Origin of the sequence: Floccifex porci, assembly GCF_009696175.1 — a bacterium.
GTDB lineage: Bacteria > Bacillota_I > Bacilli_A > Erysipelotrichales > Erysipelotrichaceae > Floccifex > Floccifex porci.
In genome coordinates this window covers 116,457-137,818 of record NZ_VUMM01000001.1, presented here as the reverse complement: position 1 = coordinate 137,818, position 21,362 = coordinate 116,457, and the positions used below count along the sequence as shown (strand labels likewise).

The 21,362-nt window shown below is 31.6% G+C and carries 19 protein-coding genes; 2 read left to right on the top strand and 17 right to left on the bottom strand.

Going from position 1 to position 21,362, the window contains the following annotated elements:
* Positions 1-2: 2 nt before the first annotated feature.
* The 5 genes from FYJ50_RS00605 to FYJ50_RS00585 form a co-directional block, all read right to left on the bottom strand.
* Positions 3-1,007, bottom strand: a complete 1,005-nt coding sequence (locus FYJ50_RS00605) for a type II secretion system F family protein (protein ID WP_205946357.1) — start codon at positions 1,005-1,007, stop codon at positions 3-5.
* Entirely contained in the window at positions 919-1,902 is a 984-nt protein-coding gene (locus tag FYJ50_RS00600) for an ATPase, T2SS/T4P/T4SS family (protein ID WP_205946356.1), read from the bottom strand. Before FYJ50_RS00600 ends, FYJ50_RS00605 begins: the two co-directional genes overlap by 89 nt.
* 52 nt (positions 1,903-1,954) lie before the next feature.
* On the bottom strand, positions 1,955-2,557 hold the full coding sequence (locus FYJ50_RS00595; protein WP_154459100.1) for an MBL fold metallo-hydrolase: 603 nt from the start codon (positions 2,555-2,557) through the stop codon (positions 1,955-1,957).
* A 34-nt stretch (positions 2,558-2,591) separates the two neighbouring features.
* On the bottom strand, positions 2,592-2,741 hold the full coding sequence (gene rpmG / locus FYJ50_RS00590) for a 50S ribosomal protein L33 (protein WP_154459099.1): 150 nt from the start codon (positions 2,739-2,741) through the stop codon (positions 2,592-2,594).
* A 62-nt stretch (positions 2,742-2,803) separates the two neighbouring features.
* On the bottom strand, positions 2,804-4,879 hold the full coding sequence (locus FYJ50_RS00585; protein WP_338082974.1) for a peptidoglycan D,D-transpeptidase FtsI family protein: 2,076 nt from the start codon (positions 4,877-4,879) through the stop codon (positions 2,804-2,806).
* 94 nt (positions 4,880-4,973) lie between these two features.
* Between FYJ50_RS00585 and ispG the strand changes: the two genes are divergently transcribed.
* The gene (ispG, locus tag FYJ50_RS00580; RefSeq protein WP_154459097.1) at positions 4,974-6,023 is read left to right on the top strand and encodes a flavodoxin-dependent (E)-4-hydroxy-3-methylbut-2-enyl-diphosphate synthase; all 1,050 of its coding nucleotides are present in this window, start codon (positions 4,974-4,976) and stop codon (positions 6,021-6,023) included.
* On the opposite strand, the gene FYJ50_RS00575 is transcribed toward ispG, so the two are convergent.
* Positions 6,020-6,865, bottom strand: a complete 846-nt coding sequence (locus FYJ50_RS00575; RefSeq protein ID WP_154459096.1) for a deoxyribonuclease IV — start codon at positions 6,863-6,865, stop codon at positions 6,020-6,022. The genes ispG and FYJ50_RS00575 overlap by 4 nt on opposite strands.
* Positions 6,862-8,166 carry a DEAD/DEAH box helicase gene (locus FYJ50_RS00570; protein ID WP_154459095.1) on the bottom strand — a complete coding sequence of 435 codons (1,305 nt, stop codon included), beginning with the start codon at positions 8,164-8,166 and terminating at the stop codon, positions 6,862-6,864. The genes FYJ50_RS00575 and FYJ50_RS00570 overlap by 4 nt, the downstream gene beginning before the upstream one ends.
* Before the next feature lie 74 nt (positions 8,167-8,240).
* On the opposite strand from FYJ50_RS00570, the gene ispH reads away from it, so the two are divergent.
* On the top strand, positions 8,241-9,146 hold the full coding sequence (gene ispH, locus FYJ50_RS00565; protein WP_154459094.1) for a 4-hydroxy-3-methylbut-2-enyl diphosphate reductase: 906 nt from the start codon (positions 8,241-8,243) through the stop codon (positions 9,144-9,146).
* Here the strand turns inward: ispH and FYJ50_RS00560 are convergent.
* The 10 genes from FYJ50_RS00560 to FYJ50_RS00515 all read right to left on the bottom strand — a co-directional run bounded on the left by FYJ50_RS00560 (position 9,143) and on the right by FYJ50_RS00515 (position 21,235).
* The gene (locus tag FYJ50_RS00560; protein ID WP_154459093.1) at positions 9,143-9,781 is read right to left on the bottom strand and encodes a tRNA (adenine(22)-N(1))-methyltransferase; all 639 of its coding nucleotides are present in this window, start codon (positions 9,779-9,781) and stop codon (positions 9,143-9,145) included. The genes ispH and FYJ50_RS00560 overlap by 4 nt on opposite strands.
* Complete coding sequence (rpoD, locus tag FYJ50_RS00555) at positions 9,778-11,016, bottom strand: RNA polymerase sigma factor RpoD (RefSeq protein WP_154459092.1); 1,239 nt, start codon at positions 11,014-11,016, stop codon at positions 9,778-9,780. The genes FYJ50_RS00560 and rpoD overlap by 4 nt, the downstream gene beginning before the upstream one ends.
* A gap of 1 nt (position 11,017) precedes the next feature.
* Positions 11,018-12,754, bottom strand: a complete 1,737-nt coding sequence (gene dnaG, locus FYJ50_RS00550) for a DNA primase (protein WP_154459091.1) — start codon at positions 12,752-12,754, stop codon at positions 11,018-11,020.
* Between the two features lie 12 nt (positions 12,755-12,766).
* Positions 12,767-14,146, bottom strand: coding sequence for a glycine--tRNA ligase (locus tag FYJ50_RS00545; protein WP_154459090.1), 1,380 nt, complete (start codon positions 14,144-14,146; stop codon positions 12,767-12,769).
* Between the two features lie 72 nt (positions 14,147-14,218).
* Positions 14,219-14,947: a DNA repair protein RecO gene (gene recO, locus FYJ50_RS00540; RefSeq protein ID WP_154459089.1), complete on the bottom strand. Its 729-nt coding sequence runs from the start codon at positions 14,945-14,947 to the stop codon at positions 14,219-14,221.
* Positions 14,931-15,833 (bottom strand): GTPase Era, encoded by a 903-nt coding sequence (era, locus tag FYJ50_RS00535; RefSeq protein ID WP_154459088.1) that lies wholly within the window; start codon positions 15,831-15,833, stop codon positions 14,931-14,933. Before era ends, recO begins: the two co-directional genes overlap by 17 nt.
* Before the next feature lie 12 nt (positions 15,834-15,845).
* The gene (gene ybeY / locus FYJ50_RS00530; RefSeq protein ID WP_154459087.1) at positions 15,846-16,301 is read right to left on the bottom strand and encodes an rRNA maturation RNase YbeY; all 456 of its coding nucleotides are present in this window, start codon (positions 16,299-16,301) and stop codon (positions 15,846-15,848) included.
* 257 nt (positions 16,302-16,558) lie between these two features.
* On the bottom strand, positions 16,559-17,035 hold the full coding sequence (locus FYJ50_RS00525) for a HEPN domain-containing protein (RefSeq protein WP_154459086.1): 477 nt from the start codon (positions 17,033-17,035) through the stop codon (positions 16,559-16,561).
* A 2-nt stretch (positions 17,036-17,037) separates the two neighbouring features.
* The gene (locus FYJ50_RS00520; RefSeq protein WP_154459085.1) at positions 17,038-18,132 is read right to left on the bottom strand and encodes a GmrSD restriction endonuclease domain-containing protein; all 1,095 of its coding nucleotides are present in this window, start codon (positions 18,130-18,132) and stop codon (positions 17,038-17,040) included.
* Positions 18,133-18,175: 43 nt separating this feature from the next.
* The gene (locus FYJ50_RS00515) at positions 18,176-21,235 is read right to left on the bottom strand and encodes a type I restriction endonuclease subunit R (protein WP_154459084.1); all 3,060 of its coding nucleotides are present in this window, start codon (positions 21,233-21,235) and stop codon (positions 18,176-18,178) included.
* Positions 21,236-21,362: the final 127 nt, after the last annotated feature.

Below are 21,362 nucleotides of genomic sequence, written 5' to 3'. Positions count from 1 at the left end.
TCCTATATTCCACTTAACATATTTAATGGATAAAACATAATCTGATAAACTAAAATGGCAATCAGTCCTACACTGGTATAAGAAAAAATCTGAACATATACTGAAAATTTTTTTGTATAAGTTTCCATTTGATTTTTTGTTCGATTTATATATATTTCTAATACTTCTATTAAATTATTGTTTTGTATTCCGATTGTATAAAAATGAAGAAAATGTTCATCCATATAAGAATTCTTTTTTATGATTGTTTCAAGTGTATGTCCTTTCTGTAAACCTTCAAATAAAGGCTTTACAATGAGATGATTTAAGTAATGTGATTTTATTTTTTCCATATAAGATAAAATCGTAGAGGTATCAATACCTGCTTTTAATAGATTTATAAAAATAATACAGAACTGATGGGTCAACATTTTTCTAAAGAGGCTTATTTTCTGAAATAAAAAAGTAAGAGAGTGATTTTTATATAAGATTAGAAAAGATACAATCAGAAATAAAAGAAAAAGAAGGATAAATGTATATATATATTTTAATAGATAAATAAAGAAAGACAGTCTGTTATCACTGGTAAATGAATCCATAAAAGGAAGAATAGATTCGGATAAAAAATATATCATAAAAAAACAGAATAAGAATATGAACGATGGATAGATCAGCTGTTTTAGACATTTCTTAATAAAACCATATGAATCATCCATAAATTGGAAAGTAGAATAAATCGATTGTTTGACTGGTAAAAAGGAAGAAAAAAAACGAAATGTATTTTCAAAATTTTTATTTTTAAAACAGAAAGATTCATTTAACGAAATTCCATTTTCTAATTTTTTAATAATCGAATCTCCATTTTTAAAACACAGAGAAATCATAGTCTGAATATCCAATCCATGATCCAGTAATAAATAAAAATCCTTAATTTCCTGTTCATAGATCCAACAAATCGTATCTTGCCTGCTGGTCAATGAGATTTCCATTTTCAATATTTTTTTGAATTTTTCTTTTAAGATTTTCAAAATCTGGACTGTATTTTCGATTTTCAAATGCGTATTGAAGCTGTTCGTTCGATAGAATTTCATATATACACTCCCTTCCATTTTTTGACGAATACAATCTTTGGGATATTACAGCTGTGAGAACCATTTTTAATTCTTTGTATGGTAGACCTAGATCCATTAAACGTTCAATGGTCTCTAACCCGTTTTTCGCATGTATGGTTGTAAATACAAAATGTCCTGTCAGACAGGCTCTCAGTACCATTTGAGCGGTATACGTGTTTCGGGTCTCCCCAATAAATATTACATCTGGATCGTGTCGCAATAATTCTTCTATTCCTTTCTCATACGTAAATCCTTGTGCTTCATTGATCTGCAGCTGTAAATAATAATTGTCTTTAATTTCTACAGGGTCTTCCAAACTAACCACTTTATGAAGTCCCTGAAGACTGATTTCATGTAAGATTGCATGTAAAGTAGTTGTCTTTCCCGATCCTGTAGGACCACTGAATATGACCAGCCCACTTCTCTTACAGGTTAAAGAATGAAAATATTGAATGACTTCTGAATCATGACACAATTCATCAATTTTCAGATCCAGATTCATATTCAGGATTCTTAAAACCCCTGTTTGCAGCTGCTGATTTACGATTAAAGAAAAGCGACAGAATATTTCTTTTTTCAGAAAGATAGAAAATTGTCCACTTTGTGGAAGATATGGATTTGTTAAATCAAAATGTGACTTATATTTTAAATATTCAAAAAAAGACTCATTCCATATATCCTGTATCAGTGATTCAAATCCATTCGGTGTTCTTAATGTGATTTTTAATTGATGATTAGAAAGAATAAAATGAATATCTGTACTTCTTTTATTTAATGCGAATTGAATTAAATCTTTTAATAATTGTTCCATATTATTAATATTCGAAAAAATTTCAAAAAAGAGTAAAAAAAAACCATATTTTTTAAAAATATGGATTTTCTTTCTTTTCTTCATCTAAAGTAGAGAGAGGACCATGTCCAGGTAAAATATACAAATTTTCTTTTATTTCTTTTATTTTCTGAATGGATTGTTTCATTTCTGTAAAAGAACCCGTTTCTAAATCACAACGACCAATTGATCCTTTAAATAGTACATCTCCTGTAAATAATAAATTTTTATAGCGATAGACAGTAGAACCAGTCGTATGTCCTGGACAATAAATAGCTTCCATTTCAAATGTACCAATTTTTATAACACCTTCTTTTACAGCGATTGGCTGACAGGAATATGTAACTGGATACATAAAATGACTGGATGCATTCAAATATGGATTCATAAAAAAATCAAATTCTTTTTCATTACAGTAAATGTCACAGGAAATGTTTTTACATAAAGATTCTAAACCTGAAAAGTGATCAAAATGTACATGTGTTAAAACAATCGCATCAATAGTAATGTTTTCCTGATCAATCAGCTTTTGAATATCAAAACTGTCCCCTGGGTCGATAATCAAAGCATGATTATTTTCAATTAAAATATAACAGTTTGCCTGAACTGGACCTAATGTATATGTGAGTACTTTCATAGACTATACTAAAAAAGACCATACTCGGTCTTTCTTATTTTTTCTCCTTATGATCAGTTTTTTGATTACATTTAGGACAATATTTTTTAATAACCATCTTATCAGGATGTTTCTTTTTATTTCTTGTACCGATGTAGTTTTCATTACCACAAACAGAACATTTAAAAATAATACGATCTCTCATGGTCTGACCTCCTTACATATTGCTTCAATATTCTACCATAACTACCATTTAAAGTGCAAGAACTATTGTGGATACAATTCAAAATATTTATCTAATACTTTATTTGTAACAGTATCTGTACAAATGTTTGCGGATACGTTTTGTGAATTGACAGAAGAAGTAGGAGCCGCACAGGCAAAAGCTACTTTGGGCTGTTCATAAGGTGCATATCCCACAAATATAGCTGTCGTCCAATCTCCAACTTCAGCCGTTCCTGTTTTTCCTGCTACACTCTGTTTACGTTCTTTTATCTGACTTCCACAATTTCCCCCTGTGACACAGGCTCTAAATCCCTGCTGAACTCGATTGAGATATTCATCCGATTTTTCACCTTCCAGTTTATTACGCAATTCACTTTCATAAACTTCAACCACTTCACTGCTGTTTACTTCAGTTGCATACGAATAAATTCTTGGTTTATAAGTATAGCCAGTTGTTGCCACTGTCGAAATATATTCTAATAATTGAACCGGAGTATACATGTCATATTGTCCAATGGAATAATTTAATAACATACCGGCTAATGTATTGACTGACTGATACCCTGCTACTTCACCAGGAACATCAATACCTGTTAAATTTCCTAAACCAAAACGTGTATAATAACTTCGCATTTGATTCAAAGTTTCTGGTACATCATTTACCTGCAGTGGTTCTCCTTCTACATAAGTTCCATGCGCCAATCGAATGGCTATATTAAACATATAGATATTACTGGACACCTGCAAAGCCGTAATATCATTTACAGGTCCATGTTCTTCATAAGATGAAAATTCTTCTCCTGCAATATTCATCGTTTTATCGATAATAACTTCTCCAGGGGAAATAACTCCTTCCATGAGTCCCATATAAACTGTTGCTCCTTTTATGCTGGATCCTGGATTGACTAACGATGTATAATTACCGGATGCATAATATGTCATTTCTTTTGTTTCCAGATCCATCTGATACCCCGATAAAGCCAGCAGCGAGCCATCATTTGGATCCATCATACACATGAATAAAGAAGAGAAATTTTCACGTCTTTCCGTACCTCCATATTCCTGTAATACACTTTTCAGTACATCATCTAAAGACACCTGTAAATCTATATTAATAGATAAATGTATATCATATCCTTTTACGGCATTTCGTATAACTTCCTTATGTGCCAATCCATTTGAATCATAGGTAATAATAGATTCTTCACTGGTACCGGCCAGTAAATCATTGTATTGAAATTCCAGTCCTGAAGTACCTACAGAAGCATTTGGCTGGTATCCTTTTTGAATATAGTAAGAATAATAGGCTTCTGGCAATCCTTCTGTACTTGTTGATACATTTCCTAAAACATCCGATAAACTTTCCCCATATGGATATTCTCTTTTCCATCCACCGAAATCAACTTCAAAACCAGGGAATTCTGTTTTATGTTCCACCAGATAAGAGACTTCATCATCGTCAACATCTTCCAGAACAACATTTTCCTGCCCTGTAGAAGCATTGGCAATCATTCTCTGGTAAATGACACAGGTTTTTAATTCATCATCACTCATTTCTTTTAAGTGTTTCTCTTTAATTCGATTGTATAATAAACCATATCGAATGGATTCCGCATCGGCACCCCAGCTGCCATTTGCATATTCCTGCTTTTCTTTATCGGTTAATAAATCACTGGCTGCATATTTATCATCCAATGGTGAATAATTTAATGTACGATACGTAATAAATGCTTCTTTTTTATCACGTTCGCTTAAATCATCCTCATCCAGACCAAATACTTCTACAATACGCTGGGCATACAACAGATAATCATCAACGCTCATATTCTGGGGAGATGTATAAGTAATATTATGACTGACAACTGTTTTTGCCAGTACTTTTCCATTACAATCGTATATTTCTCCTCTAGGAGCACTTACATATTGTCGAATGGATGTATAATCATCTTTTTTCTCTACATAGGAATCGTGTTGAATGATCTGAATGGTAAACAGTCTACCTAATATCGCAACAAAACATCCAGAAATAACAAGTGTTAATATTAAAATGCGCTGAGTAATAATGGCATTCATATTTTTTTTATTTATATTAGAAATTTTCTTTTTTCTTTTAAACACGAAAAATCCCCCTATATGTTAATATTATACATAAAAATTGAAAAATTGCGATTTTTCTTTATCTGTGTATAATGGAATTGAAAGAAGGTTCATTATGAAACGTACACAAACAAGACAGGTTATGATTAAAAATCTGCCCTTAGGGCAAAACGAACATGTATATATTCAATCGATGTGTAATATTCCAACAAAATGCGTAAAAGAAGTCATTTCGCAGATCTTATCCTTAGAAAAAATGGGTTGTGAAATCATACGTGTAAGCTGTCTGGACATGGAAGATGCAAAAGCCATTGCTCAGATTCAAAAAGAAATTCATATTCCCCTGGTTGCGGATATCCACTTTGATTATAAACTGGCATTAGCCTGCATTGAAGCCGGGGCGGATAAGATTCGTTTAAACCCTGGAAATATTGGTTCGAAAGAAAATGTAAAAAAAGTGGTTTCCGCCTGTAAAGAGAAACACATTCCTATTCGTATTGGAATCAATAGCGGTTCTTTAGAAAAAGATATTCATGAAAAATATGGAAAAGTTACTGCACAGGGAATGATTGAAAGTGCCAAACGTCACGTGTCCATCTTAGAAGAATGTGATTTCTACGATACTGTTCTATCGTTCAAATCCAGTGATCCTTTATTATGCATAGAAGCGTATCGTCTGGCTTGTTCGACATTTGATTATCCTTTACATCTAGGCGTAACTGAAGCAGGAACCACATTGACCAGCGCCATTAAAAGTTCTCTGGCTTTAGGTACTTTATTAATGGAAGGTATCGGAAATACGATTCGTATCAGTGTAAATGGTTCTCCTGAAAAAGAAATACCGATTGTTAAGGAATTATTAAAGGATTGTCGTTTAATATCCAATGTACCAAATCTGATTGCCTGTCCAACGTGTGGAAGAACACAATGGAATATTGAAAATGCAGTCAATGAAATCGAACAATATCTTCAAACAGTAAATAAAGAAATAACCGTAGCTATTATGGGTTGTGCAGTTAATGGTCCAGGAGAAGCAAAACATGCTGATATTGCCATTGCGGGTGGTAAAGAAGAAGGATTGCTCATCAAAAAAGGTAAAATCATTGAAAAATTACCTCAAGATCAGATTGTATCGCGTTTAAAAAAAGAAATTGACGAATTTTAGTCAATTTCTTTTAATTTTAATATTTCTTCTTTATAGGGCGCTTTGCCCTCTATATATGGAGTTTCCAGAATTTTTACAATAGAAGACAGTCTTGGATGATGAACAATTGTATGTAAAGCATCAAATCCGATATATCCTTTTCCTATATTTTCATGCCGATCTTTATGTGCTCCTATTTTATTTTTAGAATCATTAATATGTAATACCTTTAGAGATTCTAAACCAATTTGATTATCCAGTTCATCCAGTATAGAATCTATATTTGAAACATCATATCCAGCATCGTGTATATGACAAGTATCCAAACAGATTCCTACGCGATCTCTTTTATGAATATGGGAAAGAATATATTGAAGTTCCTCAAAACTGGAACCACATTCACTTCCTTTACCTGCCATTGTTTCTAAAGCAATGACAACATTAGAATCATCAGAATCCAGAACAGAATTTAATCCTTTTATAATAGAATCCAGTCCTTTTTCTTTTCCAGCATTTACATGCGATCCGGGGTGAAGAACCAGGATGGAGGCTCCTATGGTCGAAACCCTCTTTAATTCTTCTTTTAAAAAGGTTACACCAAATTCAAATGTATCTTCCTTTATCGTATTGGCTATATTAATAATATAAGGTGCATGTACAATAACACGATCCATTTGAAAATCATTTTCTTTCATCAATGCCTTTGCCTGTTCAATTTTTAATTTTTCAACATCTACTCGTTTTGAATTACTGGGAGGTCCAGTATAGATCATACAGGCATTGGCACCATAGGATAAGGCTTCTCGAATCGAACCTTCCAGATAGTCAGGAGCCTTCATAGAAACATGACATCCCAGAATCATGACCGTTTCTCCATCTGTCTCTGTTTAGCTCTTTCTTTCTGTTGCCTTTTGATGTCATTACGAATCATCTCACGACGTTTTTTTCGACGTAACCGATCAATCTCTTCTTTCTGTTTCTTTTTATAATTTGGTTTTACTTTTGTTTTTTTACTTTTAATACGAGCGATATCATCCGCAATTGGATCTTCTTTCTTTTTCATCACTTTTGATTTTTTATCAATCAGCTGATGATTTCGAATATCTCTTTCTTCAAAATGGATTCCTTTATTTTCTAAAGATTTAATGGCTTTTCGATCGTTTTCCTGATATAAGGCAATGCATATTCCATCACGATTCACACGACCTGTACGACCAGCTCTATGAATATAGAAATTCAGATCTTTTGGAAATCCGCAAGAAATAACATGAGTAATTCCTTCCAGGTCAATTCCTCGACTGGCAACATCACTGGCAACAATATATGTTTTTTTCTGTTCCTGTATTGTTTTGATGGATTTATATCTTTCTCTTGATTCTAAATCTCCATGAAGTTCAGTTAAATCGTATCCTTTTTCCCTCATAAAAGAAGCAATTTCTTTTGCCTGAGAATTGGTATTGGCAAAAATCAGACATACATATGGATTAATACAAGGCAATACATCCAGTAATCTTTCTTTATAGTCTTTATGTTTACAGGAGACTAAAATATGTTTTACATCACTTTGAAAATCTTCATCGCTAGAAATTTGAATGATTTCTGGATTTGTTAAATACTTCTTTAAAAATGGTTGAAGTTCCTGTGGTATCGTTGCAGAAAAAACCATCATTTGGATTTTTTTATCCATATTTGATAATATTATATCAATGTCTTCTAAAAATCCATATTCCAGTGTCATATCCGCTTCATCAATGATCATAATTTTTGCTGTATCCAGCCTTAACGTATTTTCATTAATAAATAAATCTTTCATTCTTCCTGGTGTACCAATCACAATCTGTGCCTGAATCTTTGAAGATGTACGCTCCATACCACCTGTAACCAGTTTTACTTTAACCTGGAAATGATCAGCAATTTTTTTACATCTTTCATACAGCTGATAAGCCAATTCACGAGTAGGAGCTGATATAACTGCCTGCGTTTCTTGTGATTCGATATCTATACAATCAAATATGCTCATAAAGAATGCATGACTTTTTCCAGAACCTGTACTGGAAATTCCGATGCAGTCTCTATTTTTATTTTTTCTTTCTAAAACTGCTTTTTGAATGGGAGTCATTTCTTTAAAATGCTCTATTTTCATAATTTCTTGAATTCGATTCATATTGACCTCCTTTTTTTTATTAAAACAAACATCTTTAAAATTGACAATCAAAAGATAACTTGTATCATAATACTATGAAACAATTCAATGTACAGATGTTACAGCCACAAGGATATTGTGGTGGTGTATTAAGAGCCATTAAAATTGCGAAATCGTGCCGTATACAAAATCCAGATGAAAAGATCACCATATTAGGAAATCTTGTTCACAATCGATACGTTCAATTAGCGCTACAATATCATAACATAGAAACGGTCGATGTCAAAAATAAAACTCGATTAGAGCTTTTAGATTCTATTTCAGAAGGAATTGTGATTTTTACAGCACATGGTGTGTCCTTAGATGTTTTCGATAAAGCAAAACAAAAAGGATTGACCATTGTAGATGCCACTTGTCCATTTGTATGTAAAACACAGAAGATTGTAAAAGAACAGATTGATAATGGATTTGTGATTTTTTATATTGGAAAAAAACATCATCCTGAAGCGGAAGCCATATATGAAGGAAACGATTCTGTATATTTAATTGAAAAAATAGAAGATATACCTGATATTCAAAACAAGAAAATCTTTGTGACCAATCAGACCACTATGTCCATACTGGATATTCAGAAAATATTTGATGAAATTAAAAAACGATATCCTCATTCTTTGATTCATGATGAAATCTGTAATGCGACTCGTGTTAGACAACAGGCAATACTGGATCTAAAGGATCAGCCAATCGATGTACTCATTGTTGTAGGAGATCCAACCAGCAACAACACAAGACAGCTGGCAAATATTGGTAAACTTGCCGGGATTCCAAACATAATCAAAGCCCAAACAGTAGAAGATATCAATTTAGATTTTATTGAAGATCGATCCAACATTGCCATTACTTCAGGAGCCAGTACTCCATCCTATTTAACCAATATGATTTATAATTATTTATTAAATCAGCTGGTAAAAGAAAAAATACGCATAGAAAATATACTCTAGCGTATTTTTTTTAAAGCTTCTAATCGTTTTTCTAAAGATATTTTTTTTGAATCTGGACATTTCTGATAGATAGTTGTCCATTTTTTTATCTCTGATTCTATATATGAGCCAAAAATTTCATCCTGAATCATACGGTATCCATAATATTGTTCATGCTCGGATAAAGAATAAGAAACACCAGAATAGGTTATATATAAGATTGGATAGAAATGATCTTCAAAAATCATTTTCTCCTTTATAATTTCATATCCCGATTTTGATAAATAATTACGAAACAGTTCCACATCCTTATGAGGACAGCAGATCAGATTCATGCCTTTTTTCATATCATAAGACTGTAATATATCAATCATTGTCATCGCTCCCATTCCAGCAATCACAATAAGATCCACATCTTCTTTCAAATTTGATAACCCATTCATTAACTGGCATTCAATCTGATTCTCCAGATGATATTTTTTTATCGTTTCTTTGGCATTCTGTAAAGGTCCCTGTGCAATATCACAAGCATATGCCTTTTTAACTTTATTTTGAAGAATGGCTTCTATACATACATATCCATGATCACAGCCAATGTCTGCCATAACAGTACCATCGATCCATTCCACAATTGCCTGTAGTCGCTTTGATATCATTTCATGAAATCCTTTAATCGTTTAGAGCGATTCGGATGTTTTAATTTTCGTAATGCTTTGGCTTCAATTTGGCGTATTCTTTCTCTTGTGACATTAAATTCTTTTCCCACTTCTTCTAAAGTACGAGTACGACCATCTTCCAGTCCAAATCGCAAACGAAGTACTTTTTCTTCACGTTCGGTCAATCCACATAAGGCATGATCAATTTCATCTTTTAAAAGTTGATTATTGGTATATTCCCCAGGAGATAAAGTAATTTTATCTTCAATAAAATCCCCTAAGTGGGAATCATCTTCTTCACCTATTGGAGTCTCTAATGAAACCGGATCTAAAGAAATTTTCTGTATTTCTCTTACTTTTTCTGCAGATATATTCCCCATTCTTTCCGCAATTTCTTCAGGGAGAGGATCTCTTCCTAAATCCTGAATTAACTGACGCTGAATTCGAGTTAATTTATTGATGGTTTCAACCATATGAACAGGAATACGAATGGTACGAGCCTGATCGGCGATAGATCGAGTAATACTTTGACGGATCCACCATGTTGCATATGTGGAAAATTTAAAACCTTTGGTATAATCAAACTTATCCACCGCTTTGATCAAACCACAATTTCCTTCCTGAATTAAATCCAGAAACAGCATTCCTCTTCCTACATATTTTTTCGCAATTGATACAACCAAACGTAAATTTGCAGAAATCAGCTTTTGTTTAGCCTGTTGTCCTTTATCAATAATCTGTTTTAATTCTTCTATTCTTGTGTCATCCTGACATGCAGCTAATTCTTCTTTTGCATACATACCATCCTGAATTGCCTTTGCGATAACAGGTTCTTCTTTTGGACTTAATAAAGGAATCTGTCCAATTTCTTTTAAATACATTTTTACCGGATCATTTATTTTTGCTTGAGATTGAGCCGCAAAAGACTGTTCTAATTCAAAAATTTCATCTTCAATTGAAGTTTCATAATCCGAATCTAAATCCGATTCAAGCTGTGAATCCAATGGAATTTCATCAACCTCTTCAAAAACGTCATCTTCCGTAATGAAATTAATATTGTTTTGTGTACACCAGTCAAAGAATTCATCAATGGTTTCCTCATTAGCATTTATCTTTGTCAGTATATCCATCAAATCATCCTGAGATACTTCAATATCATCGACATTTTGAGACAGAAGAAACTCTTTTATTTCTTCCACAAAAGAAAATTTTGACTTTTTTAAATCCAATATCATATTATCCATCCTTTCGTCGAAGTTCTATTTTTTGAGTGATCAATTCATTTTTTTTCATTGCCATTTTTGCTTTTTCCAATGGATTGGATAGCTTAGCAATCTGATTATTTAATAAATCAATCTGATCCTGTAAAGCACATTCTTTGATTTTCAGCATACTGTCATAAAACAAGGATTCATTGTATGTTAAATCAAATTCGCTCATTAAATCTATACATAAATTTCTCACATCTTCTTCTTCAATTTTAGACAACAATAAATCCATATCGATTGTATTTAATTGTCTATACAGATCGTAACAATATAAGGATAACTGATCACAAACAGGATCCTGAAAAAAACCAATCTCGTTTTTAAACTGTTCTGCCGCTTTTTTACTGGATAAAATCATAGCTAAAATCGATTTTTCAGCACTGACTCGTCCAGATTTTAATTCATTAAAATACAGAGGAACAATTGTCCTATTTTTATTTATATTCTGATTTGAATAAGTAAAATCAAATCCCGTAATTGTCTGTATTTTCTTTATATATAACGCTTTTTCATATTCTTCTGAATATTTTGAAACATAAGAATAGATTTCCTGTGCATATTTTTTCTTATCTTCATAATTATTTAGTACGTATACTGTTTTTAAATAATCAAATAAAAAATCTATAAATGAAATTGTATTTGACAATTGCGATTTTAATTCTTCTTTTCCATAGGTTTCAAGGATTTCATCGGGATCCAGTTTTGTTTTGTTCTTGATAATCTGAAATTTCAATCCATTTTCCAATGCCATTTGACCAAACTTATAAGTCGCATTTAAACCCGCAGTATCACCATCGTATCCTACATAAATTTCAGCCTGAAGTCTTTTTAGAAGACGAATTTGAGTTTGTGTAATAGCTGTTCCTAAACAGGCTAATGCTTCATGAATTCCTGCCTTTTCATACGCTAATACATCCATTGCTCCTTCAACCAGAATACAGCGATTCATCTTTCGAGCACTTTGTTTGACTCTATGATAATTAAAAATCAAATTTCCTTTTTCATAAATTTTTGTTTGAGGAGTATTGATATATTTCGGTATCATATCGTCTTCTTCCAAACGACGAGCAGTGAAACCCACTGGATTTCCATTCTCATCATGAATGGGAATCATCAGTCGATTAGAAAAGAGTACACGAGTAGAATCCGCTTCATATAGTAAACCTGAAGTGACCAGATCCTGATTTGAATACTGTTTCGCCTTCAAAAATTTATAACTGATATTTACATCCGGTGCATATCCTATTTCAAATTTTTTCTGAATCGTTGAATCGATATTTCTTTTTTTCAAATACAATTGACATTGTGTTCCTTCATTCGTATTGAGTTCGTACTGTGTGAACTGAATAAAAGTATTTAAAATATCATAATATTTCTGATTTTCATCGATTTTAACAGAAGTCTGTCTTTGAATATTGATTGGATATCCTACCATAGTGGCAACTTTAGATACCGCTTCAAAATATGAAATGTTTTCTATCTTCTGTACAAAAGTAAAAACATTTCCTCCCTGTCCACAAACAAAACATTTAAAGATTTGTTTCTGGGTATTGATGGTCATACTCGGATCGTGATCATCATGGAAAGGACAAAGACATCGATAGTCTTTCCCTTTCTTTTCTAAAGGCAGATAATGACCTATGATATCCACAATATCCGCACGAGAACGGACTTCTTTTAAATCTTCTTCTTTAATCCAGCTCAAAATAACTCCTTTTTAAAAACGAATGCGTTCTTTAATATAATCTGTCAGTTTTTCCAATGGAACACGAACCTGTTCCATAGTGTCACGATTTCGAACCGTTACACATCCATCTTTTTCTGTTTCATAATCGATAGTCACACAATATGGTGTACCTATCGCATCCTGTCTACGATAACGTTTTCCAATATTACCTGCTTCATCAAATGTACAAGTGAATTCTTTTGCACAATTGGCAAATACTTCATTGGCTTTATCACTTAATTTCTTTGTTAATGGAAGGATCGCAACTTTATATGGAGCTAAATAAGGATGCAGTTTTAACACTGTTCGCTCTTCTTTTTCCAGTTGTTCAACTGTATAAGCTTCACACATAACAGCTAAAATTAAACGTTCCACTCCTACACTTGGTTCAATCACATATGGAATGTATTTTTCATTTGTTTCCTGATCAAAATATTCCATACTTTGTTTAGATGTTTCCTGGTGTGCTTTTAAATCAAAATCCGTACGGGAAGCAATTCCCCATAGTTCACCCCAGTCAATTGGATCTCCAAACATATATTCAATATCTGTTGTCGCATTGGAATAATGAGCCAATTCTTCAGGGTCATGATCACGTAAACGAATATTTTCTTCTTTTAATCCCAGATCTTTTAAGAATTTTACACAATTTGTTCGGTAATAATCAAACCAATCCAATTCTGTACCTGGTTTGCAAAAAAATTCCAGTTCCATCTGTTCAAATTCACGTGTACGGAAAATAAAGTTTCCTGGTGTAATTTCATTTCTAAAGCTTTTTCCAATCTGCCCAATTCCAAATGGTAATTTTTTTCGCATAGATCTCTGTACATTTTTAAAGTTCACAAAAATCCCCTGTGCAGTTTCTGGACGTAAATAAATTGTGCTCTTAGCATCTTCTAAAACACCCTGGAATGTTTTAAACATTAAATTAAACTGACGAATTTCCGTAAAGTTTTTTGCTCCACATTTTGGACAGCAGATATCATGTTCTTTAATATATGTTTCCATTTCTTCATTTGTCCATCCTCCACAGCTGACTTCATGATTGGTTGCTTCTTCAATCAGCTGATCGGCACGATGTCTGGATTTACATTCTTTACAATCCATCAATGGATCACTAAAACCACCCACGTGTCCACTGGCAACCCAGACATTTGGATTCATCAAAATCGCACTTTGAAGTCCACAATTATTTGGATCTTCCTGTATAAAACGTTTCCACCATGCATTTTTAATATTGTTTTTTAATTCAATTCCTAACGGACCAAAGTCCCATGTATTTGCTAAACCGCCATATATTTCTGATCCCTGATAAACAAATCCTGAATTTTTCATATGGGCTACTACTTCATTAAATGATTTCTGACTCATATATATCCTCCTGCAATTTCAAACTATATTATAACCTAAAAGAAAAAAAATCTAAAGGGTATCCCTCTAGATTTACAGATAACGTATTTCCTGTAAAAACTGAAATGATTTTAAATGAATCTGTTCATGCAAACAATACCACTCCATTAAATAAAACATCTGATCAAAAGAAAATGTATAATAATTAATAAATTCTTCTGATTTTTCTTCTTTATATTGAAATAAGGAATAATATTGTATCAGTTCATCTTTATGCATCTTTTTATATTTTCCCTGATTACAGTTATGACACAAAAAGCCACCATCTTTTATAGAAATCGTTTCTAAATTCTTTTTTGTATGACATAATATACAGTCGTTTACATGCATTGAAAATCCATCTTTAATTAAAATATCTTTTATAAACATACATGCCAAAGTATATTTTTTCTTGTCATCTATATGAAAACGATGTAATACCTGATCAAAAAGATGAAATAAATTTAAATCAATTTCGGTATGCAATAGTAAATCACATAAACAATTGCATATTGCCTGATTCATTAAATCCTGACTGATTTTATAATAAGATTGAATCACATTTCCTGTTATCAGAACGGGAAAAGAAGTATGGGTCAGCTGTAAAGATACATACGAAAAGGGCTGACATAGCATTCGATTTTTAGATGTCTGTTTTAATACTCCTTTAGCAATAAAATCTATAATTTTATTTTCAGTGACCATCTTTACAATTGAATCATATTCTTTATACTCATTTATAGATAATATAATGCCTTTGATTTCATCAATTGAAGTCTTCATTCAATTCATCCAATCCAAATTCTTTTATTTTTCTTTCATGATTACGCCAATTTTTTTCCACCCGTACATACAGTTCAAGCTCTACTTTACAGTTGCATTTTTTAGACAATTCTTTTTGAGCAGCTAAACGAATGGAACGGATCATGCTTCCCTGTTTACCAATTAAAATTCCTTTCTGAGAATCACGATCCACTACAATCATCATTTTTAAATTCAGTTTATTGTCAACATATTCTTTTGATTCCAATAAAACCGCAACACTATGAGGAATTTCTTCTCTTGTTTTAAATAAGATTTTTTCTCTTACGATTTCACACATCTGAAAATTTAAATCATGATCGCATTTCATTTCCTCTGGAAACAGTTGAGGACCTTCTGGTATGTATTGATAGAATACATGCAGCAATTCATCAATATTATTTTTCTTTAAAGCGGAAACGGGAACAATTTCATTAAAAGGATAACGGGATTGCCAATCCAGTAAACGTTGTAATAAATCTTCTTTTGAAATACAGTCAACTTTGTTCACAATTAAAATAACTGCTTTGTGAAGTGACTGAATTCGTTTTAAAATAAATTCATCTCCTGAACCAAAATCCTGTGTCACATCAATGATCCATCCAATACAGTCACAATCTTCCATAGCTGTATATGCATTTTTATTTAAGACCCTTCCCAGCTGCTGCTGTGGTTTATGAATTCCTGGTGTATCCACAAAAATATATTGTGCTTCTTCTTTTGTTAGGATACCTGAAATATTATTTCTTGTCGTATTTGGTTTATCCGACATAATCGCTATTTTTTCTTTTAATATAGCATTCAACAATGTACTTTTTCCAGCATTGGGCCTACCCACAATGGCTATAAATCCTGAACGGTACTCCATAAAATCTCCCTTCTATCGTTTTACTATGTCATCTAAAATCTGATCCTGCAAAGAAAACATTTCTTTTTCTTCTTCTTTTGTCATATGATCATATCCTAATAAATGTAAAATACCATGACAGAATAAGAAACATGCTTCTCTTCGATTGGAATGACCGTATTCTTTTGCCTGATCTCTTATAGCCTGTACATTGATAAAGATATCTCCCAGTTCTTCTTCCACTTCTTCAATTTCAAATGCATCTTGCTCATCCTGAAGGGCAAAACTGATCACATCTGTACTTCGATCTATATTTCGATACTCTCTATTGATTTCATGAATTCTTTCAGGTGTTACAAATATTACCGAACAGCAGGAATTTATATTTCGATCTAACAAGTTTAGAGCTTTAGAAAATATCAATTCATAATCTTTTTTATAACGATAAATACTTTTATCTTTTGCTTCATTAATAATCACAATTTCCATACTATTAGTATACACAAAAGTAAAAAAAAAGCCATCCTGGCTTTTAGAACCGATAATATAAAAAGGCCACGTGTTATTAAGGATCCAAACGTTTAAAGAGACCCTATAAAGGATCTCAGTTGCTAATTCGAAATAGAAACCATATTTTGGGTGTAAGGGGAAAGGTTTGATTTCTATTTACACCACTAGAATACGATTTATATTTACGCTATGTATGACAGAATTGTTTAATTTAAATTTGGAATTAACTAACTCAATTAATATATTATCTGATATAGATTATCTAATATACTACAACCAGATCTGTAATACATTATGACGGTATCAATACCTATGCTAAAACTATTGCCATGAGCAAAAGTGTTTCTTAATTTAACCAAAGAATTAAGATCTGACTTTTTATCATTGTTTGCTTGCAAATAATTATCAAAGTCTTGTTTCCAATTCTTATTTAATGATTGCAGATAATTGCTAATCACTCCAGTGGATGGATTGGCCGAGCTTTCTAAAATATTAATTTCCAAATACTTTTTTGTTTCTTCAGATGCATTTTCAGTCAACTTCTCATAAATCATAGATTTCATAACTTGCTCTATTGTACCCGAGGCTCTAATAACGGAATAATAATTAAGATATCTAACATTTGAATCCATTTTATTCCCATTAATCCACGTTTGTATGTTTAACAGCTCAGTTTCAACATCATCCAAAATATTCTTTAATTCTTCTTTCATAATTAACCAAATAGTATCGCCTTTGCTTTATTTATTCTCTTATTAATATTTTCAACGTTCGTAGTTCGTTGTGTTGTTGATTCAATGAATTCTTGATTTTCTAATAGCTCAACATATTTTTCAATAGATGTATGGACATTATTATTTTCTTTTAGAGATAAAGCCGTTGCAATCATAACCGCGTCATAAATAGCTGGACTAATTTTTGTAGTAAATTTTTTACTATCTTTTTTTAAGTTTCTGAAAACATCTTTACCAATATCATTACTTAACAAGCATACTGCATCTGTAAACACTCTTTTAAAATCAAGTATTTCTAATTCAGAAGAATCTTTTACTTGCCCCATATATTTATTTAAATATTTAACCAAATTAATTTGTGTACTATCTGGATTATTTGAATACAAATCCTTCAACGCAAAAAATCGCAGAATTAATTCTAAATCAGCCATTCTTGCATCTTCTTCTTTTGCAATTAGATTTCTCCACATTTTATCTTGATTAAGCTCAAATAATAGTGAATTAAATGATCCTTGGTAAACGCAATTCCTTATTTCTTGCGGTTTTAGTGTTCTTCCACCAGTATTTATTCTTTCAAATACTTGGAACATTCCAGTATCATTATTTGGATATTTCTGTTCAAAAATTATGGCATGAATTGCGGTAGTGCGGATTCTTCTTTGCTCCTCAACTGTCAACTCCATAAAAGCTTTGTTTCTCCATCTAGGATTAATATTATCTTGATTTGATAATTTAAATACCTTATTATCTTGTGAAAAAATTCCTTTTACATAATCGTATACAGTCATAATACGTTGATATCCATCTACAATAAGTTGAACACCATTCTTTTCTTTAGCTAAAAATATACTAGGTATTGGTAATCCCAACAAGATAGAATCTATAAATCTACTCGCCTCATTTTTATTCCAAACATATTTTCTCTGCAATTCAGGTTTTAAAAGATCTCCTTCTTCATACATAGCTATTAATTCTCTAAAAGTCATATCCACTCCCCAAGAACTAATATTATAAAGATCGTCATCTGAATATGATTCTTTTTCACTTTTCATTTCAACTAATTTTATTTCTGACATAGTTGATTACTCCTTTTAATTATAATTGTAAGTTATCTGTTAATTATAATTGTAAGTTATCTGTCCATAATTCACATTGAACCATAACTGTTTTTAAAGCGTCTTCCATACCTTCTGGTGGATACTTGTACTTCTTTAATAATTTCTTAATAATCATTCTCATTCTTGCTCTGGCACTATTTTTCTTTTGCCAGTCGACAGTTTTACTATTACGCAATGTTTCAGTAAGTTCTTTAGTTAATGCTATTAATTCTTTATTTTCATAGAAATCTTTAATAGCTTCTGGTTTTGTCAACGCATCATAGAAAGCTAGTTCTTCATCAGTTAATCCTAAAGAATTTCCTTGATCTTTGCCTTTCTTAATTTGATCTGCAAGTTTTAATAATTCTTGAATAACTTCTTCATTGCTCAACATACCGTTCAAATATGCATTAATAGTTCTTTGAATGATTTCAGAGAATTTTTCAGATTTAACTACATTTGTTCTTCGATAAATCTTTAATTGATCTGCAATCAAGCTTCTTAATAATTCTAAAGCCAAGTTCTTTTCTTTCATCTTTGAGATTTCATCTAAGAACTTAGGATCGAATAAAGAGAATTCTTCGTGCACATCAGAGAATAAATTAATAACACCTTCACTCTTTATGCTTTGTTTTAATAACTCGTTAATACGTTTATTCATTTCGGGTAAAGAGATAGTTCCCCTTCCACCTTTATCCATTAAACGCATAACTAATACACGCACTGATTCAAAGAAAGCAGCTTCTAATCTTAGTTCAGGTTCAACAAGCGATGAACATAGTGATAACGCTTGATGTAAAGCATATGCTTCTTTGATAAAGATTTCTTTTTCTTCTTTTTTGTTAGCAGCAACAATAAAGTTTACACCACCACTGATTGTCTTAGCTCTTTCCAAATCTGTTCCATTTTCAAATAAGTAATAATCAAATCCATGGAATAAATCTCTACAAATTTCAAGCTTTTCTAAGAATTTAGGATATGCGATCTTACCTATATCAGGATCACCATATCTATTTTTATCTCTTGCTGTATAATCATTCATTGCTTGTTTTAATGCATTGGCAATACCAACATAGTCTACAACAAGTCCACCTTCTTTATCTTTATAAACACGATTAACACGTGCAATAGCTTGCATTAAATTATGTCCGCTCATAGGTTTATAAACATACATTGTTGATAATGAAGGTACATCAAATCCTGTTAGCCACATATCTACGACAATAGCAATCTTAAGTGGATCGTCATTATCTTTGAATTTAATTGCCATCTCTTCTTTATGTGCTTTATTACCAATGATTTCACGCCACTCTTCTGGATCTTTATTACTTGATGTCATTACAACACCAATCTTTTCTTTCCATGTAGGCCGTAATTCTAATATTTTATGATATATCTTCAATGCAATTGGTCTAGAATAAGCAACAATCATGGCTTTACCAGTCAATAAATTCATTCTATTATTTTCGTAATGATCTATAATGTCTGTGACTAATGAATCAATGGTTTCATCAGCTCCAAGCACTGCTTCCATACGCCCTAATTGCTTTTTACTCTTTTCAATAACTGCTGGATTAGCATTTTCACCCATTATTTCATATTCTTGATCAATTAATCGAATTGTTTCTTCATCAAGTTTTAACTTAATAACTCTACTTTCATAATATACAGGTCTAGTAGCACCATCCTCTACAGCCTGAGTCATATCATAAATATCAATATAATTACCAAATACCTCTCTAGTTGATCTATCTTTAGTTGAAATTGGTGTACCAGTAAATCCAATATATGATGCATTAGGTAAACTATTTCTAATAATACGAGCTGTACCAATAACTATCTTTGCTTCATCTTCTCCAGCTTCATTTTTTACGATTTTAACACGCTCATCTAATCCATATTGACTACGATGCGCTTCATCGCTCATAACTATAATATTCTTTCTATCTGACAAAACATCAAATGATTCTTCAAACTTTTGCATGGTTGTAAAGATAATACCATTTGCTTTTCTTCCAGCTAGTAATTCCTTTAAATGAACTCTACTTTCTGCTTGAATTGGTTTTTGTCTTAAGAATTCACTACATTTAACAAATTGTGAATATAACTGATCATCTAAATCATTTCTATCAGTAATTACAACGATAGTTGGTGAATTTAAATTTTTTTGTAATAACTGTGCATAGAAAACCATTGATAATGATTTACCTGAACCTTGTGTATGCCAGAAAACACCAGCTTTACCATCTGTTTCAGTTGCACGAATAGTTGATTGAATAGCTTTATTTACAGCAAAATATTGGTGATATCCTGCTAATATTTTGATATTCTTCTTTCCATCATTTGAAAAACAAATGAAGTTTTTAATGATATCTAATAATCTTTCTTTTTGGAACATACCTTCAAAAAACGTATCAAATGAAGCATATTGAGTGTTTTCATAACTTCCATCTACAGTTTTCCATTCCATAAATCTATCTTCACCTGAAGTAATTGTTCCAGCTTTACTTGTAAGTTGATCACTCAACACGCAGATAGCATTATAGATAAACATTGAAGGAATCTCTTGCATATAATTTCTAATTTGAAGATAAGCTTCAGAAGCATCAGTTTCATCTCTAGAAGGAGATTTTAATTCTATTAATACAACGGGAATACCATTTAAAAATAATATAATATCAGGTCGTTTATTACTATTTTCAATAAAAGTCCATTGATTAGCCACTATGAAAGAGTTGTTGTTAAGGTTATCATAATCAACTAAATATACAATTGTTGATTGTTCTTCACCATTCTTATTGTATTTAACTGGAATACCATTTTGAAGATAATCCATAAAAACTTTGTTTTTAGATACTAAATCTCCGTTTTCAAAATTTTTGAATTTATTTATGGCTTCCATAACACCATTATAGTCAACAGTTGGATTAATTCTATTAATACTATTTTCGAATACAGAATCATACAAAGGGCTCTTTAAATCTCTTTCAATTTCAGGTCCATAAACATAATCCCAATTCATGTTTTTAAATAATTCTAAAACCGAATTCTCATAATCTGCTTCAGTAAACAATCCTGCCATAAAATCTCGCCTCCTTTTTAAAATTATTATCACTTGATTTAATAATCGATAATGCAAATATTTCATATAAATAATATTGCATTACTAATGACATAATCAAATTATTGAATTATTCTTAGATTGACTT

Coding starts and splice junctions, on each gene's coding strand:
- ybeY (WP_154459087.1), bottom strand. CDS start 16,301: ATGGAAATTGTGATTATTAATGAAGCAAAAGATAAAAGTATTTATCGT.
- FYJ50_RS00595 (WP_154459100.1), bottom strand. CDS start 2,557: ATGAAAGTACTCACATATACATTAGGTCCAGTTCAGGCAAACTGTTAT.
- FYJ50_RS00570 (WP_154459095.1), bottom strand. CDS start 8,166: ATGAATCGAATTCAAGAAATTATGAAAATAGAGCATTTTAAAGAAATG.
- era (WP_154459088.1), bottom strand. CDS start 15,833: ATGGAGTACCGTTCAGGATTTATAGCCATTGTGGGTAGGCCCAATGCT.
- FYJ50_RS00515 (WP_154459084.1), bottom strand. CDS start 21,235: ATGGCAGGATTGTTTACTGAAGCAGATTATGAGAATTCGGTTTTAGAA.
- FYJ50_RS00525 (WP_154459086.1), bottom strand. CDS start 17,035: ATGAAAGAAGAATTAAAGAATATTTTGGATGATGTTGAAACTGAGCTG.
- FYJ50_RS00545 (WP_154459090.1), bottom strand. CDS start 14,146: ATGAGTCAGAAATCATTTAATGAAGTAGTAGCCCATATGAAAAATTCA.
- rpmG (WP_154459099.1), bottom strand. CDS start 2,741: ATGAGAGATCGTATTATTTTTAAATGTTCTGTTTGTGGTAATGAAAAC.
- ispG (WP_154459097.1), top strand. CDS start 4,974: ATGAAACGTACACAAACAAGACAGGTTATGATTAAAAATCTGCCCTTA.
- recO (WP_154459089.1), bottom strand. CDS start 14,947: ATGAAGACTTCAATTGATGAAATCAAAGGCATTATATTATCTATAAAT.
- FYJ50_RS00560 (WP_154459093.1), bottom strand. CDS start 9,781: ATGATATCAAAGCGACTACAGGCAATTGTGGAATGGATCGATGGTACT.
- FYJ50_RS00575 (WP_154459096.1), bottom strand. CDS start 6,865: ATGATTCTGGGATGTCATGTTTCTATGAAGGCTCCTGACTATCTGGAA.
- ispH (WP_154459094.1), top strand. CDS start 8,241: ATGAAACAATTCAATGTACAGATGTTACAGCCACAAGGATATTGTGGT.
- FYJ50_RS00520 (WP_154459085.1), bottom strand. CDS start 18,132: ATGTCAGAAATAAAATTAGTTGAAATGAAAAGTGAAAAAGAATCATAT.
- FYJ50_RS00600 (WP_205946356.1), bottom strand. CDS start 1,902: ATGGAACAATTATTAAAAGATTTAATTCAATTCGCATTAAATAAAAGA.
- rpoD (WP_154459092.1), bottom strand. CDS start 11,016: ATGATATTGGATTTAAAAAAGTCAAAATTTTCTTTTGTGGAAGAAATA.